Source organism: Acinetobacter sp. CAU_H_29a_1 (assembly GCF_058599505.1).
Genome location: NZ_CM178655.1, coordinates 2,155,267 through 2,171,362 on the forward strand (window position 1 = coordinate 2,155,267; position 16,096 = coordinate 2,171,362).

The window sequence follows — 16,096 nt, forward strand, 5'->3', positions numbered from 1 at the left end:
TTTAATTTTGCTATGAATACGCTTCGATCTTCTGCTATCCCTGTTTCTGATCCTTCTGCGGGTCTACGTATCACGGAGATCTTTTATTCTTTGCAAGGAGAAGCCAACACCTCAGGACTGCCAACAGTTTTTATTCGTTTAACGGGTTGTCCACTACGTTGTACATACTGCGATACGACCTACTCGTTTGAAGGTGGCGAACGCCAATCTTTAGATCAGATTATTCAAACCACGCTTGATTTTAAAACCCCTTATGTCTGCGTGACAGGTGGTGAACCCCTTGCACAGCCCAATGCGTTGCCTTTAATGCAACGTCTTGCTGACCTTGGCTGTGAAGTTTCTTTAGAAACCAGTGGTGCTTTAGATGTGTCTAAGGTTGATCCACGTGTTTCAAAAGTATTAGATTTGAAAACTCCAACTTCAGGCGAAGTTGCACGAAATTTGCTTTCGAATCTCGACCATTTAACCCAGCACGACCAAATCAAATTTGTAATTTGTAACCGTGAGGATTATGAGTGGTCAAAACAGCAAGTTGAAGACTATAAACTTAATGAAAAAGTCAGCACAGTATGGTTCTCTCCTGCTTTTGCCGTTGAGAAAGGTGCTGCTCGTTTACCTCAACTTGCACGTGACTTAGCGCAATGGATATTAGAAGACCATCTCCCTGTTTGCTTCCAACTCCAACTCCACAAGTTGCTTTGGAATGACGAAACTGGTCGCTAATACATTGCCTATTCATCTTTAATTTATATTTGGAGAAATTTGTATGCGCCCTCGTGCCATAGTTTTGTTATCTGGCGGTTTAGACTCAACAACTTGTTTAGCATGGGCGCAAGCACAGTATGACTGTACAGCGCTGAGCTTTATGTATGGTCAACGCTCTACCACTGAACTCGATGCCGCACGCGAACTGACAAAAAAAGCAGGCGTAGAACATCGTGTCATTAATATCGATTTAGGTAATTTGGGCGGTTCTGCGTTAACAGACCATAGCATTGATGTTCCAGATCATGAACAAGTCGGTATTCCTGTAACTTATGTTCCAGCACGTAACACGATTTTCTTATCTTATGCCCTAGCAGCAGCAGAAGTTTTAGATGCCGAAGCCATTGTGATTGGTATTAATGCTGTTGATTATTCAGGGTATCCTGACTGTCGACCTGAATTTATTGAGGCATTTGCCAACATGGCTCGCCTTGCAACCAAGGTTGGCGTTGAAGGAAAACCTCTTAAATTTGAAACACCTCTGTTACATTTATCCAAAGCAAATATTATTCGCTTAGGTATAGAACATGGCGTAGACTATAGTCAAACGGTGTCTTGCTACCAAGCAGATGACCAAGGACGTGCTTGTGGGAAATGCGACAGCTGCCGTCTTCGTAAAGAAGGTTTTGCAGATGCTGGCGTAACAGACCCAACGCGTTATATACCGTAACGACAAGGTACAGTTTATGAAAAATTTAAAATCAAACATTTTGCTTTCTACATTGGTGTCTGCAGCTGCATTGTTCGCTACAGCTTCAAATGCTGCTGAATCGAACAAATTACAAGAAGCGTATAAAAGCAGCAATGTAAAATCGGCATTAATTAATGTTTGTAAAGAAGAAACTGCAAAAAGCAAAAAGCTTAGCGCAGCAGAAGTAAGCAAATACTGTACTTGTGCAGTTGAAGCTGATGGTAAGTTGACCAATGCACAAAAATGGGAAATCCAAAGTGCGATCAACCAAAAGAAAAGCCCATCTACTTTAGCTTTTGTACAAAAGCAAAATAAAGACTTGCAAACATGTTTCGGTCCACAGTTAACAGGTAAATTAAAATCTTTAACTGAAGAAGCAATGAAAGCTGCTCCGAAAAAATAATTCACTGAATGTGAATAAAGCCTGCTCTATGCAGGCTTTTTTATATGTTCAAAATAGATAGAATCTGAAAATATGCTCACCCAATGGAATACACGCGCCCAAAATCGCAAATTTGTTGCGTCATATAGTGGTGGAAAAGACAGCAGCCTTGCTTTATACCAAGCTATGCAAATGGGTAAACCTGTTGCATTAATCGTCATGTTAGAAGAGCAAGGTCTGAAATCGCGCTCACATGGGATGTCCCTCGATATTATTCATGCACAGGCCAAAGCAATTGGACTTCCCATCTACACTGCCTCTGCGACGTGGCAAGACTATGAAAACCAGTTCATTCAACTGTTACGAAAAGCTCAAGCTCTTGGAGCAGAAAGCTTAGTTACAGGTGATATTGATTTAAAGGCACATGCCGAATGGAATCAATCTGTGTGTGACAAAAGTAAGCTCAGCTTATGTATGCCATTGTGGCAACGTCCACGTTCAGACATTGTGCATGAGCTTATTCAGCTTGGTTTTCAAAGCCTCATAGTTACGGTCAACTTAAACTTAGGCATGACAGTTGAAGACTTAGGTCAAGTGCTTAGTCTTGAATATGTCAATGAACTGGTTGCAAGAGGTATTGACCCTTGTGGTGAAGCGGGTGAATTCCACACTACGGTGATTGATGGCCCAATTTTCAAACATCCACTTTCAGTCGTTAAAGGTGATATTCTGTATCACGAAAATTATGCCTTTTTACCACTTGAATTAGAACAACGCGATATTTAAGGATAGAACATGACTGATACCATCCAACTTCCAAATCAGAACTTTCCAGCCACAACGGGTGAAGTGAACTTAACTGAAGTGCCGACTGAGTGGCTGATTGTGTATTTTTACCCGAAAGATTCAACGCCTGGTTGCACAACTCAAGCCGTTGGTTTTTCATGTTTAAAAGATCAGTTCGATGCCCTACAAACCACAATCATTGGTGTTTCACGTGACTCGGTTAAAGCGCACCAGAATTTTACAGAAAAGCAGGCTTTAACCATTAATTTAATTAGCGACAAAGAAGAAGTACTGTGTAAACACTTTGATGTGATTAAAGAAAAAAATATGTATGGTAAAAAAGTGATGGGTATTGAGCGCTCAACTTTTATTTTCCATAACGGTAAGTTGGTTAAAGAGTATCGTAAGGTAAAAGCTGCGGGACATGCTGAACAAGTTTTAGAAGACTTAAAAGCATTACAAGCTTAATGCATATAAGCCCGCAGATGCGGGCTTTGTTTTTTTGTGATTTTTTAATTTATAGTTTTTTTGCACACGCTTTTATTTCACAAGCAGTGAAATGGCGATTCCCCACATCACCAGAGCAATGATCGCATCTAGCACATTCCACGCTTTCGGATTTGCAAAAATAGGGATAAGCACACGAGCCCCATAGCCCAAAGCAAAGAAAAACAACCAAGACGCACACACTGCTCCTAGAGCAAAGTACGCAGGTTGCTCAAACTGTGTTGAAATTGAACCCAGTAAAATAACCGTATCTAAATACACATGCGGATTAAGCCAAGTCAGCGCCAAACACAGCAAAACAATATTCACTAGTTGATGCTTTTCAATGGGACTTGCCTCCAAGCCCTGCTGTGATTTGAATGCCCGCAGTGCATGTTGGAATCCATAACAAAACAGGAAAAGTGCCCCTGCCCATTTGGCAAACTGAATAATTTCAGGATAGTGCTGAAGCACTTTTGAAAAACCCGAAACGCCTAAGACAATTAGAATAGAATCCGACAATGCACAGACAAAACATACCCAAAAAACAAACTGCTTTTTAAGCCCCTGTTTTAGCACAAATGCATTTTGAGCCCCAATGGCAATAATGAGGCTCATCCCGACTGCAAGCCCTTGTACATATGTACTTAACATTTTGACTTTTCAAATTAATTGATGATGTCAGGATTATCTTTCATTTTTAGTTAAATTAAGTATTATTTAGAAAATATCAATATAACTAAAATATTTTTAGTTTAAAGTGAGCCTCAATATATGCTGAACCATAAACAGTGCGACGCATTTTTAGCAGTGGCAGAAACAGGAAGTTTTGACCTTGCTGCTGAACGCCTATGCATTACTGCTTCTGCCATCACTTTACGCGTACAAAGCCTAGAAAAAAGTTTGGGGCATTTACTGATTGTGCGGGAAAGACCTTGCCGCCCGACACAAGCAGGTCAATCGCTGCTACATTATTTGCAACATAGCCGACTGTTAGAGCAAAGTTTCATTCAGAACCTCACAGGTCATATGAACACCTCTGCTTTTTATCAAATCAACATTGCAACCAATGCCGACTCCTTAGCGACATGGCTTTTGCCCTTGCTACAATCAACATTAATTGAAAAAAAGATTGTGGTGCACTTTCAGGTTGATGACCAATCACAAACCCATCACTTACTTGAAGCTGGTTTGGTGAATGCCTGTGTGACAGATGAATCACAAGCCATGAAAGGTTGCATAGCCGAATACATTGGCAATATGAACTATCGTTTTGTCGCCACGCCAACTTTTGCGCAGCAATGGTTTGACCAAGGTGTAAACCGAGAGTCTCTACGTGCAGCTCCTGCACTGATCTTTAACGCAAAAGATCAACTCCATACAGCGTATATTCAACAAAAGTTTGGCCTCAATCCAACTCAATATCCACATCACTTTATTCCGTCTTCCAGCGCATTTTTTGATGCGGTTACGATGGGACTCGGTTACGGTTGGTTACCCTATTACCAAGCCAAACCGCGTTTGGCGGATGGCTCATTGGTTGAGGTGGATCCTCAACTCAATATCGATTTGCCTTTGTATTGGCATCATTGGAAACAGCAGTCGGTGCAGTTAAATGTGCTGACAGATCTCTTAATTGAACAGGCTCACGCAGCGATGAATTAAACAAGACCTGAATATAGGTCTTTGAGATCATGGAGCCTCTATTGCACTTTCCACTGCCCTGACAGTTGAATATTCACTTTTTCGCCTACACCTCCAATGGCTTTTTTCATGCCAAAGTCACTTCGGTTAATCACGGCTGAGGACTGAACATCTAGCAGATTAGCATTATTAGCACTTGGTTTTAAGGTCGTGCTAAAGCTAACAGGCTTGGTGATGCCGCGAAGTGTTAAGTTTCCGGCAATATTATATTGACCGCCACCCAAATCTTTAAAACTGGTACTTTTAAAGTTAGCGGTTTTGTACTTGGATGCATAAAACAAATCTTCACCCAAAATCATATTTTTCAGTGAAGGTTTACTCAAGCTTAGGCTATTTACATCCATGACAAAATTCGTTGAAGCATGCTGTGGTGCTTTAGCATCAAACTGCATGCTGGATTGCACCCGATTAAATTTAGCTCTTACAACGGTTACACCCAAGGATTTAATTTCAAAACCTACATTACTCTGAGGTGTCAATGTCCATGACTGAGCCTGTACTTGAGTACTGAATGCAAATGTAACACCTGCAATCAGCAAAGCAGTTTTAATGACCGTATGACTTGCAATCTGTTTCGTCTGTTGTTTTCTATCCATTGAACTCGATCCTCGTCGAAATATTTTTATTCGACTGAGAACCTTAGTCTAAATTGGATGGGTCCTGAGTTAAAAATTTGTGTTGTAACTGTTTATATATTTCACTTTGTTGGAATTTATGTAAAAACTCACTGGTCCCCAATGGAAACGCCTGCTCTAAAATATCGCCTCGATAATAAGCCTCACGAACAGGTGTTGCAGACATCGCGTCTTGTAAGCTATCGAGCTCAACCATTTGCCACTCAGGAAAAAGCTGTAAATAATACGAGGAATCATCTTTAAAATGGCCAATCAGTCCAACCTTCGCCTCAGGTGTGACTACATGATTCACTAATTTTTTTACCAATTGCACCCATTTAACATCATTATAAACATCAATTACATGTACAAAGTGAATCCGTTTTTGATGTGCTTCTGAAAAGTTCGATAAAATCATTTCTTCACGTTCAGATGCTAAAAATGGATTTTTCGTATTTCGTTCATTTTGCGCAGAGCCTAAAGCCAAAATGACATTTTCACTTTGCTCTAAAGCAATCTTGATGGTTTGCATATGTGCCAAGTGAAATGGCTGGAAGCGACCAATGAATACGAGATAATCAAATGTATATGGCATAAATCTTTTACTTTTTTATGAACTGGTCAGTTGTGTCGATCATAAAATTATGCGACATAATGAGCCCATAAAATTAAACCAAACTTTCTAGCAAGGATAGTACGATGACACTGAGCTGTATTCAACAACCTCATCAACATTTGAATGCAAAATTAGACAATGGCGTACTGACATTAGCCATTCACCGTCCTGAAGCAAAGAATGCGTTGTATGGCGAACTTTATTTATGGATCGCAAAAGCTTTAGATGAAGCAGATCTAGACAATAGCGTTCGTGCTGTCATTCTACGTGGTGAAGACGCGGACTTTACCGCAGGCAACGACATGCAAGATTTTATGAAATCTGCAGCGCAAAAAGGTCAAGCACCTGCGGCTGAAGGCCCTCCATTTATTTTACTTAAATCTGCCGCAAAATTTTCTAAACCGTTGATTGCGGCTGTACGTGGTGTGGCGATTGGTATTGGGGTAACGATCCTGTTACATTGTGACTTGGTTTATAGCGACAACACTGCTCTATTCCAGATTCCATTTGTTAGCCTTGGTTTATCTCCAGAAGGTGCTTCAAGCAAATTATTGGTAGAACAAGCGGGTTATCATAAAGCTGCTGAATTACTGCTGACCGCTCAGAAGTTTGACAGTGCAACTGCAGTTGCTGCAAACCTTGTCAACAGTATTGAAGATGATGTGTATGCAGCAGCAGCTAAAAAAGCGGCACAGTTGTCTGCTTTACCTTTAGCCTCTTTAGTGCAGTCTAAAGCGTTGATGAAGCACAATGTAAATGAAATTGTGGCTTGGATTGATCATGAAGCTGAAATTTTCATGGATCGTGTCGGCTCTCCAGAAATGATGGAAGCCGTATCAGCATTTATGCAAAAGCGTAAACCTGATTTCACCCAGTTCAACTAATCCTTGATCGTTGAATCACTAAAAACCACTGTGTTTCATATTACACAGTGGTTTTTTTATTTTCCGTCCCAACATATTTAAGAACCCATTCGGAAAAACTACTTATGTCGAACACTACAGAAAAAAAGCGTTACTTTGAGCCTGCTCCACAAGACATCGATGTCGAAAATTTTAAAAAAGTCATCCAAAGCCGCCGTTCGGTTCGCAAATTTACCAAGAAAGAAATTCCAGCTGATGTGCTTGATGACTGTTTAGATTTGGCCCTACTTGCGCCCAATTCATCTAACTTACAGCCTTGGACTTTTTATGTGGTGCAGAATCCGACTAAGAAAAAACAGCTGGTCAAAGCTTGCCTAAACCAGCTGGCAGCTAAAACGGCGTCAGAACTGATCGTATGTGTCGCGCGTACAGACCGTAATGATGAAATGGCAAAACGCAATATTACAGAGTTCCCTTTTCCTGAAGCGCCTGCGGCTGTACAGAAATATTATAAATTCATTCCTTATAACTATAAGACAGGTTACTTAAATGCACTGGGTAACTTTAAGAAAGTGGCTTTCAAAATTGCACGTAGCTTAGACAAACAACTGCCAGTAACTGCATTTAATCAAGCCGATGCAAAACTTTGGGCAAGTAAAACTACAGCTTTAGCTTGTGAGAACCTAGTGCTAGCTTTACGTGCCTATGGTTTCGATAGTTGTATGATGGAAGGTTTTGATGAGCCTTTGGTGCGTAAACTGTTAAATCTGAATGATCAGCAATACCCTGTGATGGTGATTGGTGCAGGTGAGCGTGCAGAAGATGGGGTGTTTTTCCCGCAGTATCGTTTTGATCGTGAGTTATTTATTCAGAAGGTTTAATATTAGTTTTCTCAATGGAATCCTTTCATTAAAGTTTTAATTTCAGGATTAACCTTCGGTTCGACCTACTTTTCTTTCGGGAAAAGTAGGCAAAACCATTGTCATTCGCAAAACTCGTTCTATTCCGTCGTTTATCTATTTAGTCGCAGAAACTTTATCTGATCAATTAAGTCCTGCCTCAAATAGTTGCGAATGCCGTTAACGTGTCTCAAATATATTTTTAGATTCACCATTAAAGAACATCGACCATCTGAATAAACTCAAAAGCAGGTTCTTCATAGGGATGGCTTAATGTTAAAGCCTTTGCCACAGCAGAAGCTTTTTCCTCTGGAACAATGGTTTCTACCCGCCACTCTGGAATTTTCTCCAAAGCGTCCAATGCACCTATAAACGGATTTGCTCCTTTTACAGGTTTAAACTGGCCTGTACCTAAGACCTGCCATGCACAGTGTTCATAGTTTCCTATACCACCTGCCCCTGCTTCAAAAATCGCAAGTTTGGTAGATTCAAGATGTGATTCGGGAACATAGTAAATAAGTTTGAGCATGGAACTACTCTTTATGAGAATTTGATAATTTTTCGGACTCGGCTCTTATATCCCAAGTTGAGAAAAGAAACACCGACATGGTTCCTGCTAAATTCACTGCTAATTCTGCATGTCTCGAAGATGGTTTAAAATTCTTCTGCCCTTGTCCATGTGCATCACCAACTTTATTTCTTAATGCACCTAATCCCTCAACAATAGAACTACAACCGCCCAAAATCTGCTTAAAAGTTTGCTCTGTATGTTGTGATGGAGATAGGTTCAACTTTTTGTTTAATAGACGGTACAAATGATTAATATCAGGACTATTTCCATAATCAACATTGAAGTCATCCAATATATGCTTACAAGTAGATTCCAATAATGTTCTCGACAACGTAATTGCCCCTTCGGGATCTGTACTTCGTCTTTCTAAAGTTTTACCCCATATTTGATGAATGTAATCAGAACTTAAACCTTCAATTTTATTCATCACTAGATGGTCTAATGGAGTTGTATCTAAACTTTCCAAGACATCGAACAATTCATTAAAATCATCATAGATATGTTGTTTACATTCCTCATAACCATTAAAAGTATTTTTTAAATAGTCATTCGCCTGATCTAAAGATCTAGAATTTTTCACTAATGTTGGAAGATAAGGTTTTAGATTATTAATTTTAATCAGCTCATTTCTCAATTGAATAAATGCTTCGTCAGAGCCTTGCTCTAATTTGTCTAAGACTCTAGAGATGATTAACTCTTGTAATAATGAAACTGTTTTTATTAAATCTGTCATTTTTAATCTTAAATATTCAAACTTTAAATATTTTATAAGTATATAAAAATAAAGCCATAAATATTTTTGAATATCTTATCATCAATAAAAATCCACCTTTCGTTGGTTCTTTAACTTTCAAAAATCACATCTGCAATGCATAACCCAAAATCAAAAAGATCAATTGCAAGCTCAAAATCACAGCAAACAACTTCCATCCTTTTTTACGCAATGCAGACTTATCTACTGCTTCGTATGTAACTGTTTTAATCATGTCATCACCTCATACATGAGTGTTGATACTGAAATTGTTTAGTGATCCATCTTTCTTCTATTTTGCATGATATTTGTGCATTTATTACACAATATCACTTTTACATAAATATAAAAGCAAAATCTAAACCAACTTCAGCGGGAGAATCGCAGATTCAAATCCCAAGTGCAACACATTTGTAATTAGTTGAAAAAGTTAGGTGTATTCATAGAATCATTAGACTTTTTCAACTCGCAATTGGAAAGCACACAATGAAGAAATACACCCAACTTTCTCAAGATGAAAGATACGAAATTTATGCTACTTTGAAAAGTAAAAGTTCAATCGCTACCCTTGCTCGGGAATTAGGACGTTCACGATCAACCATCTACCGTGAATTAAAAAGAAATACTGGGCAACGTGGATATAGAGCTCAACAGGCAGCTAAATTTGCAAGTCAAAGACGGTACCGTCCTTCATCATCAATGACAGCATTTGCCTTCGCTTATATTGATTATTTGATTGGTTTGGACTGGTCACCCGAACAAATTTCAGGTGCTTTAACACAACGCGGTTGGCTGGATGTACCTTCACATGAGTGGATTTACCAGTACATTTATCAAGATAAATCAAAAGGCGGTAAACTTCATCTACATTTAAGGCATCAGAAGAAATATCGAAAACGCGGTTACAAAAACACGGATCGTAGGGGTCAAATCATTGATAAAACAAGTATTCACTGCCGACACCAGGTCATTGATCAACGACAACGTTTAGGAGATTTCGAAGGTGACACGGTGATTGGTAAACATCATAAAGGTGCTTTATTGACTCTCGTTGATCGAAAGAGCCTGTACGTACATATTGTTCATTTAGGGTCAACGAGAGCATCCTCTCAAACGATTACTTGTGCATTAGATCGTTTACAGATGAGCCATGCTTATAGTGTGACATTTGATAATGGCAAGGAATTTTCCGAACACAAAAGAATTACTGATGCTGGCATAGATACGTATTTTGCTGATCCTTACAAGTCTATTCAGCGAGCTAGAAATGAAAATACGAATGGTTTAATCCGGCAATATCTGCCAAAATCGTCATCGTTTGATGACGTGTCAAACGAACAAATAGAGCAGATAGAATTTGCACTCAACCATCGTCCTAGAAAAACACTAGGTTGGCATACACCGAGTGAAGTTATGGCTGGTTTTTATACTGTTGCACTTGCCGCTTGAATCCGCCAATTAAAAAAATAAAAAACGATTCAATAAAAAAGCCACCCGAAGGTGTAATGCCAGTCAGTTAAGCAAAAAAAGTTAAAATGCTGTAAAAAGAGCGTATGTAAATACGCTCTTTTTTTATGAATTTATCTCAGAATCTAGATTTAACATTAAAACAAACCTTACCTTCACTTTCACAATTCAGTGAATTGATTGATTTAAACTGGATTGAAGATTGCTTAGACCAAACAGGTAAAGCATCAATTCGAAAAAGAAAACTGCCTGCTGAACATGTTGTTTGGCTGGTAATCGGACTTGCTCTATTTCGAAATCAACCGATTTGGTATGTGGTTCAACAATTGCAACTTGTTTTCGGTACGGCAGAATACTGTGTACCGAGTGCATCCGTACAAGCAAGACAACGCTTAGGCTTAGAACCCATGAGTGCTTTATTTTCGACATTAAGTCAGGCATGGTTTAAAGACTCACAACAACAATATAGCAACTTTCACGGTCTATGCGTTTGTGCTGTAGATGGTGTGGTTTGGTCTATGCCTCATACAGAAGAAAACTTTAAGCACTTTGGTTCATCCAAAGGCAAAACAGCAGCTGCACCTTACCCACAAGTTAGAGCGACTTGCCTGGTGAATACCAATACCCATGAAATGATTGATGCCCAAATGGGCAGTATGGATCAAGGTGAATTAACCTTAGCCAGTCAATTAAAAGCACCAGTTCGCAGTATTACCCTATTTGATCGTGCTTACTTCTCTGCTGATTTTTTAGTGAGCTGGCAATCTCAGGCAGAAGAGAGTCATTGGTTGATGCGAGCAAAGGACAACCTGCGTTATGAAGTGATTCATCATAATGCGGCCCATGACTTTCAGATCAAAATGCCTGTTTCAGCAAGAGCAAAAAAGATAAATCCGTCATTGGGTGACTATTGGGAAGCACGTTTAATTGAAGTTGAATATGCAGGAAAAATAAGACGTTACATTACATCATTAACAGATTCTAAAGTTTATCCATTCAAAGACCTTGCAATGCTTTATATCCAGCGTTGGGAAATAGAAATGTGTTATCGGGAAATTAAAAGTGATTTACAGGATGCAAGGATTTTAAGAAGCAAACAACCTGATTTGGTCTATCAAGAATTGTGGGGGGTATTTATTGCATATAATATCTTAAGAAGACAGATGAGGTTTATCGCTGAACATGCAAAGGTGAGTCCTTTAAGGATCAGTTTCCATGTTGCATCTATGAGTATTATCAATATCTTAAGGCACACACCTTTAGAATCAGCAGGAAACCTACCCAAACATTTAGCGCAATTATTTGAACAATCTAAAATATTTGTATTACCTGAAAAAAGGCAAAGGCAATGTCCGCGAGTAGTGAAAATTAAAGCACAAAAATATCCAAGAAAATGCCAGTCAATTTCTTAACTGACTGGCATTAACCCGAAGGTGGCTTTTCAAAACCCAGACTTCAGATTAACCAATGAACTTACGTGCATTACGGAACATACGTAACCATGCACCATCTTCCGTCCACTCTTCAGGCTTCCAAGAATGCTGTACAGCACGGAAGTTACGTTCAGGGTGCGGCATCATAATTGTTGCACGACCATCTTTCGATGTGACACCTGAAATCGCTTCTGGTGAACCATTCGGGTTCATTGGATAGTGTTGAGTTGGGTTCCCTTGGCTATCGACATAACGCAAGATCACTTGATTACCTGCATTTAATGCAGCCAAGTTATCCGCGCTTGTCACCACACGACCTTCACCATGTGCAACTGCGATAGGCAAGATTGAACCTTCCATACCTTCTAGCAATACAGAGTTCGATTTTTCAACACGAACGTTTACCGCACGCGCTTCAAACATCTCAGAAGTGTTGCGGTGGAAACGCGGCCAAGCTTCAGCACCCGGAATCAGTGGAGCCAATTGCGACAACATTTGACAGCCGTTACAAATACCAAGAGAGAACGTTTCGTCACGATTGAAGAATTTTTCAAATTGGTCACGAAGTTTCGGGTTGAATAAAACTGATTTCGCCCAGCCACCACCAGCGCCCATTACGTCACCGTAAGAGAAACCACCACATGCTACAAGACCTTCAAAGTCATCTAGGCTGATACGACCTGCAAGCAAGTCGCTCATGTGTACGTCTACAGTGTTGAAACCAACTTTGTCGAATGCCGCAGCCATTTCAACATGACCGTTTACGCCTTGTTCACGTAAGATCACCATGTTTGGACGGCGTTCATTGATGTACGGCGCTTCGATTGGCTCATTCAAATCAAATGTAGGTTTTGCAATAATACCTGCATGTGATTTGTCCGTGATCAATGCAAATTCTTGATCCGCTGTTTCCACGTTATCACGTAGACGTTGGATCTGATGTGATACTTCAGTCCACGCCACTTGCAAGTCTGCACGTTCAAGCACTAAGCCATTTACAGTCAATTGATCGGTGTTGTTTACCGTACCAATGACCGCAATTGCATCGCGTAATGTAGATGCCGCAACTTCTTCTGCAAGTGTTGCCCAATCAGACGCGCTGATTTGAAGCACTGCACCAATTTCTTCTGCAAATAGACTTTCAGTTGATTGATCTTCTAAAGCCACACCGAGACGTGCTGCAAACATCATTTCTGCAACAGTTGCAAGTAAACCACCATCACCAATGTCGTGGTAAGCCTTAATTAAACCGCGGTTGTTCCAGTCTTGAACCAATGCAAAGAATGCTTTGAAGTCGTCAAAACTATCCACATCAGGTGTCACTGAACCAATCGCTTTATAAACCTGAGCAAGGATCGAACCACCTAGACGGAACTGACCTTTAGAAAGATCAATACGCACCAATACTGATTCTTCATTTTTCAATTCAGGCGTTAAGGTTTTACGCACATCCGTCACTGGTGCAAAGGCTGTGATGACTCCTGACATCGGTGAAGTCACCGATTTGTCTTCGCCTTCATCATTCCAAGTCGTACGCATTGACAATGAGTCTTTACCCACTGGAATTGCAATACCGAGTGCAGGACACATTTCCATACCAATGGCTTTTACACCTTCGAATAAAGCTTGGTCTTCACCTTTTTGCCCTGCCGCCGCCATCCAGTTTGCAGACAATTTAATGTCACTGATCTGGTCGATTTTTGCAGACATAATATTTGAAATCGACTCTGCAACCGATAAACGTGCAGATGCCGCAGGATTTAACAAGGCAACAGGTGGACGTTCACCCATCGCCATGGCTTCACCTGTATAGCCTTGTAAGCTTGTTGTGGTTACTGCTGCATCTGCAACAGGAACCTGCCAACGACCTACAAACTGATCACGTGCAACCATACCTGTAATTGAACGGTCACCAATGGTGATCAGGAATGATTTCGATGCAACCGTTGGGTTTTTAAGTACACGGTAAATCGCATCTTTCAAATCTGTAACTTTAGATGCATTAAAGTCGTCGCCTTGACGTTCAATCGTTTCATACGAACGGCTCATACGAGGTGTGCCACCTAGCATGACTTGCATTGGCATATCCACGGCTTTGTTATCAAACAATGGATCGTTCACCGTCAATTGACGCGCTTCTGTTGCTTCACCTAAAACGGCAAACGGACAACGTTCACGTGCACATAATGATTCAAATAATTCTAAAGAACTTGGACGAATCGCCAACACATAACGCTCTTGCGCTTCGTTTGACCAGATCTCCATTGGAGACATGCCTGGCTCAAGCGAAGGAATCTTACGTAAATCAAGAATCGCACCCAGTTCGTGGTCATTCACCAACTCAGGCATTGCATTTGAGATACCGCCCGCACCTACGTCATGCACAGACACAATTGGGTTATGGTCTTCCATGCGCCAGCAGGCATCGATGACTTCTTGGCAACGGCGTTCCATTTCTGGGTTTTCACGCTGTACCGAAGCGAAGTCTAGGTTTTCACCCAACTTACCGCTGTCTACAGAAGACGCAGCACCACCGCCTAGACCGATCAGCATTGCAGGACCGCCAAGTACAATTAAAAGATCGCCTGGTTGGATTGCATCTTTTTCAACGTGGTCAGGACGGATGTTACCGTAACCGCCGGCAATCATAATTGGCTTATGGAAGCCTTTTACGTCGCCATTTACATTTTGTTCAAATGTACGGAAGTAACCATTTAAAGCAGGACGACCGAATTCGTTGTTAAACGCAGCACCGCCCAATGGGCCTTCAATCATAATTTGCAGCGGAGATGCCATACGTGACGGCTTGCCGTAGTTTTCTTCCCAAGGCTGTTCAAAGCCCGGAATATTCAAGTTAGAAACAGTAAAACCTGTTAAACCTGCTTTTGGCTTACCGCCGCGGCCTGTTGCGCCTTCATCACGAATTTCACCGCCTGAACCTGTCGCAGCACCCGCAAATGGCGCAATCGCTGTTGGGTGGTTATGCGTTTCCACTTTCATCAGGATGTGAGCGGCTTGGCTCTTGTATTTATAAACGTGGTGACCAGTCGCTTCATCTTTCTTCGGATAGAAACGCTGAGTATCAAAACCAACAATCACCGAAGCATTGTCTTTATATGCTGACAATACGTCTGTCGGTGATTCTTTATAAGTGTTTTTAATCATTTGGAATAATGACAATGGTTGTTTTTCACCATCAATTGTCCATTCAGAACCAAAGATTTTATGACGACAGTGCTCTGAGTTTGCCTGAGCAAACATCATTAGTTCAATATCGTGCGGATTACGACCGAGCTTGTTAAAAGCAGCAACTAAATAATCAATTTCTTCATCAGAGAGTGCAAAACCAAACTCAGAGTTTGCTTTTACTAAAGCGTCTTTACCCTGACCTAAAATGTCGATTGCATTTAAAGGCTTTGGTGCAGTTTCAGAAAACAATGCAGCCGCGTCTTCAATTTGATTGAACACACTTTCAGTCATACGGTCATGTAAAACTTGTTTTACTGCATCCGATACTTCAGAAATACCTTTTAAAGTAAACAAAACACCGCGTTCTAAGCGGTGTATCGGGGTATTACAGTTGGCAAAAATATCCGTTGCCTTTGATGACCACGGCGAGATTGTACCTACACGTGGCGTCACAAGGACTTGAACTTCATCACTTGTCGCTTCGCGAACTTGGAAGGTTGCGCCATCATTTAATAGCTGCAAAGCAGATTGCTGTTGTTGCTCGTCGAGCGCTTGGTCGAAAAGGTAAACCCATTGGCTTTCTATTGATTGAACAGAACTGATAGACGATAGACGTGTTAAAAGTTGTGTTTGCTTAAAAGAAGAGTGTGCAGGTGCACCGGCAACGATAAACATGCTGTTTTTGGCTCCACGGGCAGGTCTAGACAACCTACCTCAATGTGACTTGAAGAGAGCGCATATTCTACTGTGTATTGCCAAAATCAGCTAGTCGTCTACGACTTAAAAAAGTGAGATTTCTTTGTTTTAAAAGATCAATTTACTTTGACTTTAAAAATCAAACATGATTAGTAACAAATGTTTTAAGGGATAAGTTTCAAA

At 40.5% G+C, this 16,096-nt stretch carries 17 protein-coding genes; 10 read left to right on the plus strand and 7 right to left on the minus strand.

Annotation, left to right across the window (positions count from 1 at the left end; genetic code table 11):
• Positions 1 to 12 precede the first annotated feature (12 nt).
• From queE to AC4MDD_RS10780, 5 genes are all read left to right on the plus strand, one after another.
• Entirely contained in the window at positions 13 to 723 is a 711-nt protein-coding gene (gene queE, locus AC4MDD_RS10760; RefSeq protein WP_005399705.1) for a 7-carboxy-7-deazaguanine synthase QueE, read from the plus strand.
• A 43-nt stretch (positions 724 to 766) separates the two neighbouring features.
• Positions 767 to 1,435 (plus strand): 7-cyano-7-deazaguanine synthase QueC, encoded by a 669-nt coding sequence (gene queC, locus AC4MDD_RS10765; RefSeq protein WP_004693831.1) that lies wholly within the window; start codon positions 767 to 769, stop codon positions 1,433 to 1,435.
• Positions 1,436 to 1,451: 16 nt separating this feature from the next.
• Positions 1,452 to 1,859 (plus strand): hypothetical protein, encoded by a 408-nt coding sequence (locus tag AC4MDD_RS10770; protein ID WP_004693833.1) that lies wholly within the window; start codon positions 1,452 to 1,454, stop codon positions 1,857 to 1,859.
• A 72-nt stretch (positions 1,860 to 1,931) separates the two neighbouring features.
• Entirely contained in the window at positions 1,932 to 2,624 is a 693-nt protein-coding gene (locus AC4MDD_RS10775; RefSeq protein ID WP_491881601.1) for a Dph6-related ATP pyrophosphatase, read from the plus strand.
• A gap of 9 nt (positions 2,625 to 2,633) precedes the next feature.
• Positions 2,634 to 3,092 (plus strand): peroxiredoxin, encoded by a 459-nt coding sequence (locus tag AC4MDD_RS10780; RefSeq protein WP_004693838.1) that lies wholly within the window; start codon positions 2,634 to 2,636, stop codon positions 3,090 to 3,092.
• A 72-nt stretch (positions 3,093 to 3,164) separates the two neighbouring features.
• Here AC4MDD_RS10780 and AC4MDD_RS10785 read toward each other — a convergent pair whose 3' ends face one another.
• Positions 3,165 to 3,764, minus strand: a complete 600-nt coding sequence (locus tag AC4MDD_RS10785) for a LysE/ArgO family amino acid transporter (RefSeq protein WP_114837103.1) — start codon at positions 3,762 to 3,764, stop codon at positions 3,165 to 3,167.
• 120 nt (positions 3,765 to 3,884) lie between these two features.
• Between AC4MDD_RS10785 and AC4MDD_RS10790 the strand changes: the two genes are divergently transcribed.
• Entirely contained in the window at positions 3,885 to 4,775 is an 891-nt protein-coding gene (locus AC4MDD_RS10790) for a LysR family transcriptional regulator ArgP (RefSeq protein WP_491881602.1), read from the plus strand.
• Between the two features lie 38 nt (positions 4,776 to 4,813).
• On the opposite strand, the gene AC4MDD_RS10795 is transcribed toward AC4MDD_RS10790, so the two are convergent.
• Positions 4,814 to 5,410: a YceI family protein gene (locus tag AC4MDD_RS10795; protein ID WP_491881603.1), complete on the minus strand. Its 597-nt coding sequence runs from the start codon at positions 5,408 to 5,410 to the stop codon at positions 4,814 to 4,816.
• Positions 5,411 to 5,453: 43 nt separating this feature from the next.
• Complete coding sequence (locus tag AC4MDD_RS10800; RefSeq protein WP_114837106.1) at positions 5,454 to 6,023, minus strand: nicotinate-nicotinamide nucleotide adenylyltransferase; 570 nt, start codon at positions 6,021 to 6,023, stop codon at positions 5,454 to 5,456.
• A gap of 104 nt (positions 6,024 to 6,127) precedes the next feature.
• Between AC4MDD_RS10800 and AC4MDD_RS10805 the strand changes: the two genes are divergently transcribed.
• Positions 6,128 to 6,928 carry an enoyl-CoA hydratase-related protein gene (locus AC4MDD_RS10805; RefSeq protein WP_004693847.1) on the plus strand — a complete coding sequence of 267 codons (801 nt, stop codon included), beginning with the start codon at positions 6,128 to 6,130 and terminating at the stop codon, positions 6,926 to 6,928.
• Between the two features lie 104 nt (positions 6,929 to 7,032).
• The gene (locus AC4MDD_RS10810) at positions 7,033 to 7,788 is read left to right on the plus strand and encodes a nitroreductase family protein (RefSeq protein ID WP_205666834.1); all 756 of its coding nucleotides are present in this window, start codon (positions 7,033 to 7,035) and stop codon (positions 7,786 to 7,788) included.
• 232 nt (positions 7,789 to 8,020) lie between these two features.
• Here the strand turns inward: AC4MDD_RS10810 and AC4MDD_RS10815 are convergent, their stop codons facing one another.
• From AC4MDD_RS10815 to AC4MDD_RS10825, 3 genes are all read right to left on the minus strand, one after another.
• Positions 8,021 to 8,335 carry an NGG1p interacting factor NIF3 gene (locus tag AC4MDD_RS10815; RefSeq protein ID WP_491881604.1) on the minus strand — a complete coding sequence of 105 codons (315 nt, stop codon included), beginning with the start codon at positions 8,333 to 8,335 and terminating at the stop codon, positions 8,021 to 8,023.
• Between the two features lie 4 nt (positions 8,336 to 8,339).
• Positions 8,340 to 9,110 (minus strand): abortive infection family protein, encoded by a 771-nt coding sequence (locus tag AC4MDD_RS10820; RefSeq protein ID WP_491881605.1) that lies wholly within the window; start codon positions 9,108 to 9,110, stop codon positions 8,340 to 8,342.
• A gap of 124 nt (positions 9,111 to 9,234) precedes the next feature.
• On the minus strand, positions 9,235 to 9,363 hold the full coding sequence (locus AC4MDD_RS10825; protein ID WP_004693854.1) for a KGW motif small protein: 129 nt from the start codon (positions 9,361 to 9,363) through the stop codon (positions 9,235 to 9,237).
• Positions 9,364 to 9,614: 251 nt separating this feature from the next.
• Here AC4MDD_RS10825 and AC4MDD_RS10830 point away from each other — a divergent pair, with 251 nt between their 5' ends.
• Both AC4MDD_RS10830 and AC4MDD_RS10835 read left to right on the plus strand, forming a co-directional pair.
• Positions 9,615 to 10,577 carry an IS30 family transposase gene (locus AC4MDD_RS10830; RefSeq protein ID WP_491881606.1) on the plus strand — a complete coding sequence of 321 codons (963 nt, stop codon included), beginning with the start codon at positions 9,615 to 9,617 and terminating at the stop codon, positions 10,575 to 10,577.
• A gap of 125 nt (positions 10,578 to 10,702) precedes the next feature.
• Positions 10,703 to 12,007, plus strand: coding sequence for an IS4 family transposase (locus tag AC4MDD_RS10835; protein WP_062032364.1), 1,305 nt, complete (start codon positions 10,703 to 10,705; stop codon positions 12,005 to 12,007).
• A 48-nt stretch (positions 12,008 to 12,055) separates the two neighbouring features.
• Here the strand turns inward: AC4MDD_RS10835 and purL are convergent, their stop codons facing one another.
• Positions 12,056 to 15,892 (minus strand): phosphoribosylformylglycinamidine synthase, encoded by a 3,837-nt coding sequence (purL, locus tag AC4MDD_RS10840; RefSeq protein WP_491881607.1) that lies wholly within the window; start codon positions 15,890 to 15,892, stop codon positions 12,056 to 12,058.
• Positions 15,893 to 16,096 lie beyond the last annotated feature (204 nt).

Coding starts and splice junctions, on each gene's coding strand:
- queE (WP_005399705.1), top strand. CDS start 13: ATGAATACGCTTCGATCTTCTGCTATCCCTGTTTCTGATCCTTCTGCG.
- queC (WP_004693831.1), top strand. CDS start 767: ATGCGCCCTCGTGCCATAGTTTTGTTATCTGGCGGTTTAGACTCAACA.
- AC4MDD_RS10770 (WP_004693833.1), top strand. CDS start 1,452: ATGAAAAATTTAAAATCAAACATTTTGCTTTCTACATTGGTGTCTGCA.
- AC4MDD_RS10775 (WP_491881601.1), top strand. CDS start 1,932: ATGCTCACCCAATGGAATACACGCGCCCAAAATCGCAAATTTGTTGCG.
- AC4MDD_RS10780 (WP_004693838.1), top strand. CDS start 2,634: ATGACTGATACCATCCAACTTCCAAATCAGAACTTTCCAGCCACAACG.
- AC4MDD_RS10785 (WP_114837103.1), bottom strand. CDS start 3,764: ATGTTAAGTACATATGTACAAGGGCTTGCAGTCGGGATGAGCCTCATT.
- AC4MDD_RS10790 (WP_491881602.1), top strand. CDS start 3,885: ATGCTGAACCATAAACAGTGCGACGCATTTTTAGCAGTGGCAGAAACA.
- AC4MDD_RS10795 (WP_491881603.1), bottom strand. CDS start 5,410: ATGGATAGAAAACAACAGACGAAACAGATTGCAAGTCATACGGTCATT.
- AC4MDD_RS10800 (WP_114837106.1), bottom strand. CDS start 6,023: ATGCCATATACATTTGATTATCTCGTATTCATTGGTCGCTTCCAGCCA.
- AC4MDD_RS10805 (WP_004693847.1), top strand. CDS start 6,128: ATGACACTGAGCTGTATTCAACAACCTCATCAACATTTGAATGCAAAA.
- AC4MDD_RS10810 (WP_205666834.1), top strand. CDS start 7,033: ATGTCGAACACTACAGAAAAAAAGCGTTACTTTGAGCCTGCTCCACAA.
- AC4MDD_RS10815 (WP_491881604.1), bottom strand. CDS start 8,335: ATGCTCAAACTTATTTACTATGTTCCCGAATCACATCTTGAATCTACC.
- AC4MDD_RS10820 (WP_491881605.1), bottom strand. CDS start 9,110: ATGACAGATTTAATAAAAACAGTTTCATTATTACAAGAGTTAATCATC.
- AC4MDD_RS10825 (WP_004693854.1), bottom strand. CDS start 9,363: ATGATTAAAACAGTTACATACGAAGCAGTAGATAAGTCTGCATTGCGT.
- AC4MDD_RS10830 (WP_491881606.1), top strand. CDS start 9,615: ATGAAGAAATACACCCAACTTTCTCAAGATGAAAGATACGAAATTTAT.
- AC4MDD_RS10835 (WP_062032364.1), top strand. CDS start 10,703: ATGAATTTATCTCAGAATCTAGATTTAACATTAAAACAAACCTTACCT.
- purL (WP_491881607.1), bottom strand. CDS start 15,892: ATGTTTATCGTTGCCGGTGCACCTGCACACTCTTCTTTTAAGCAAACA.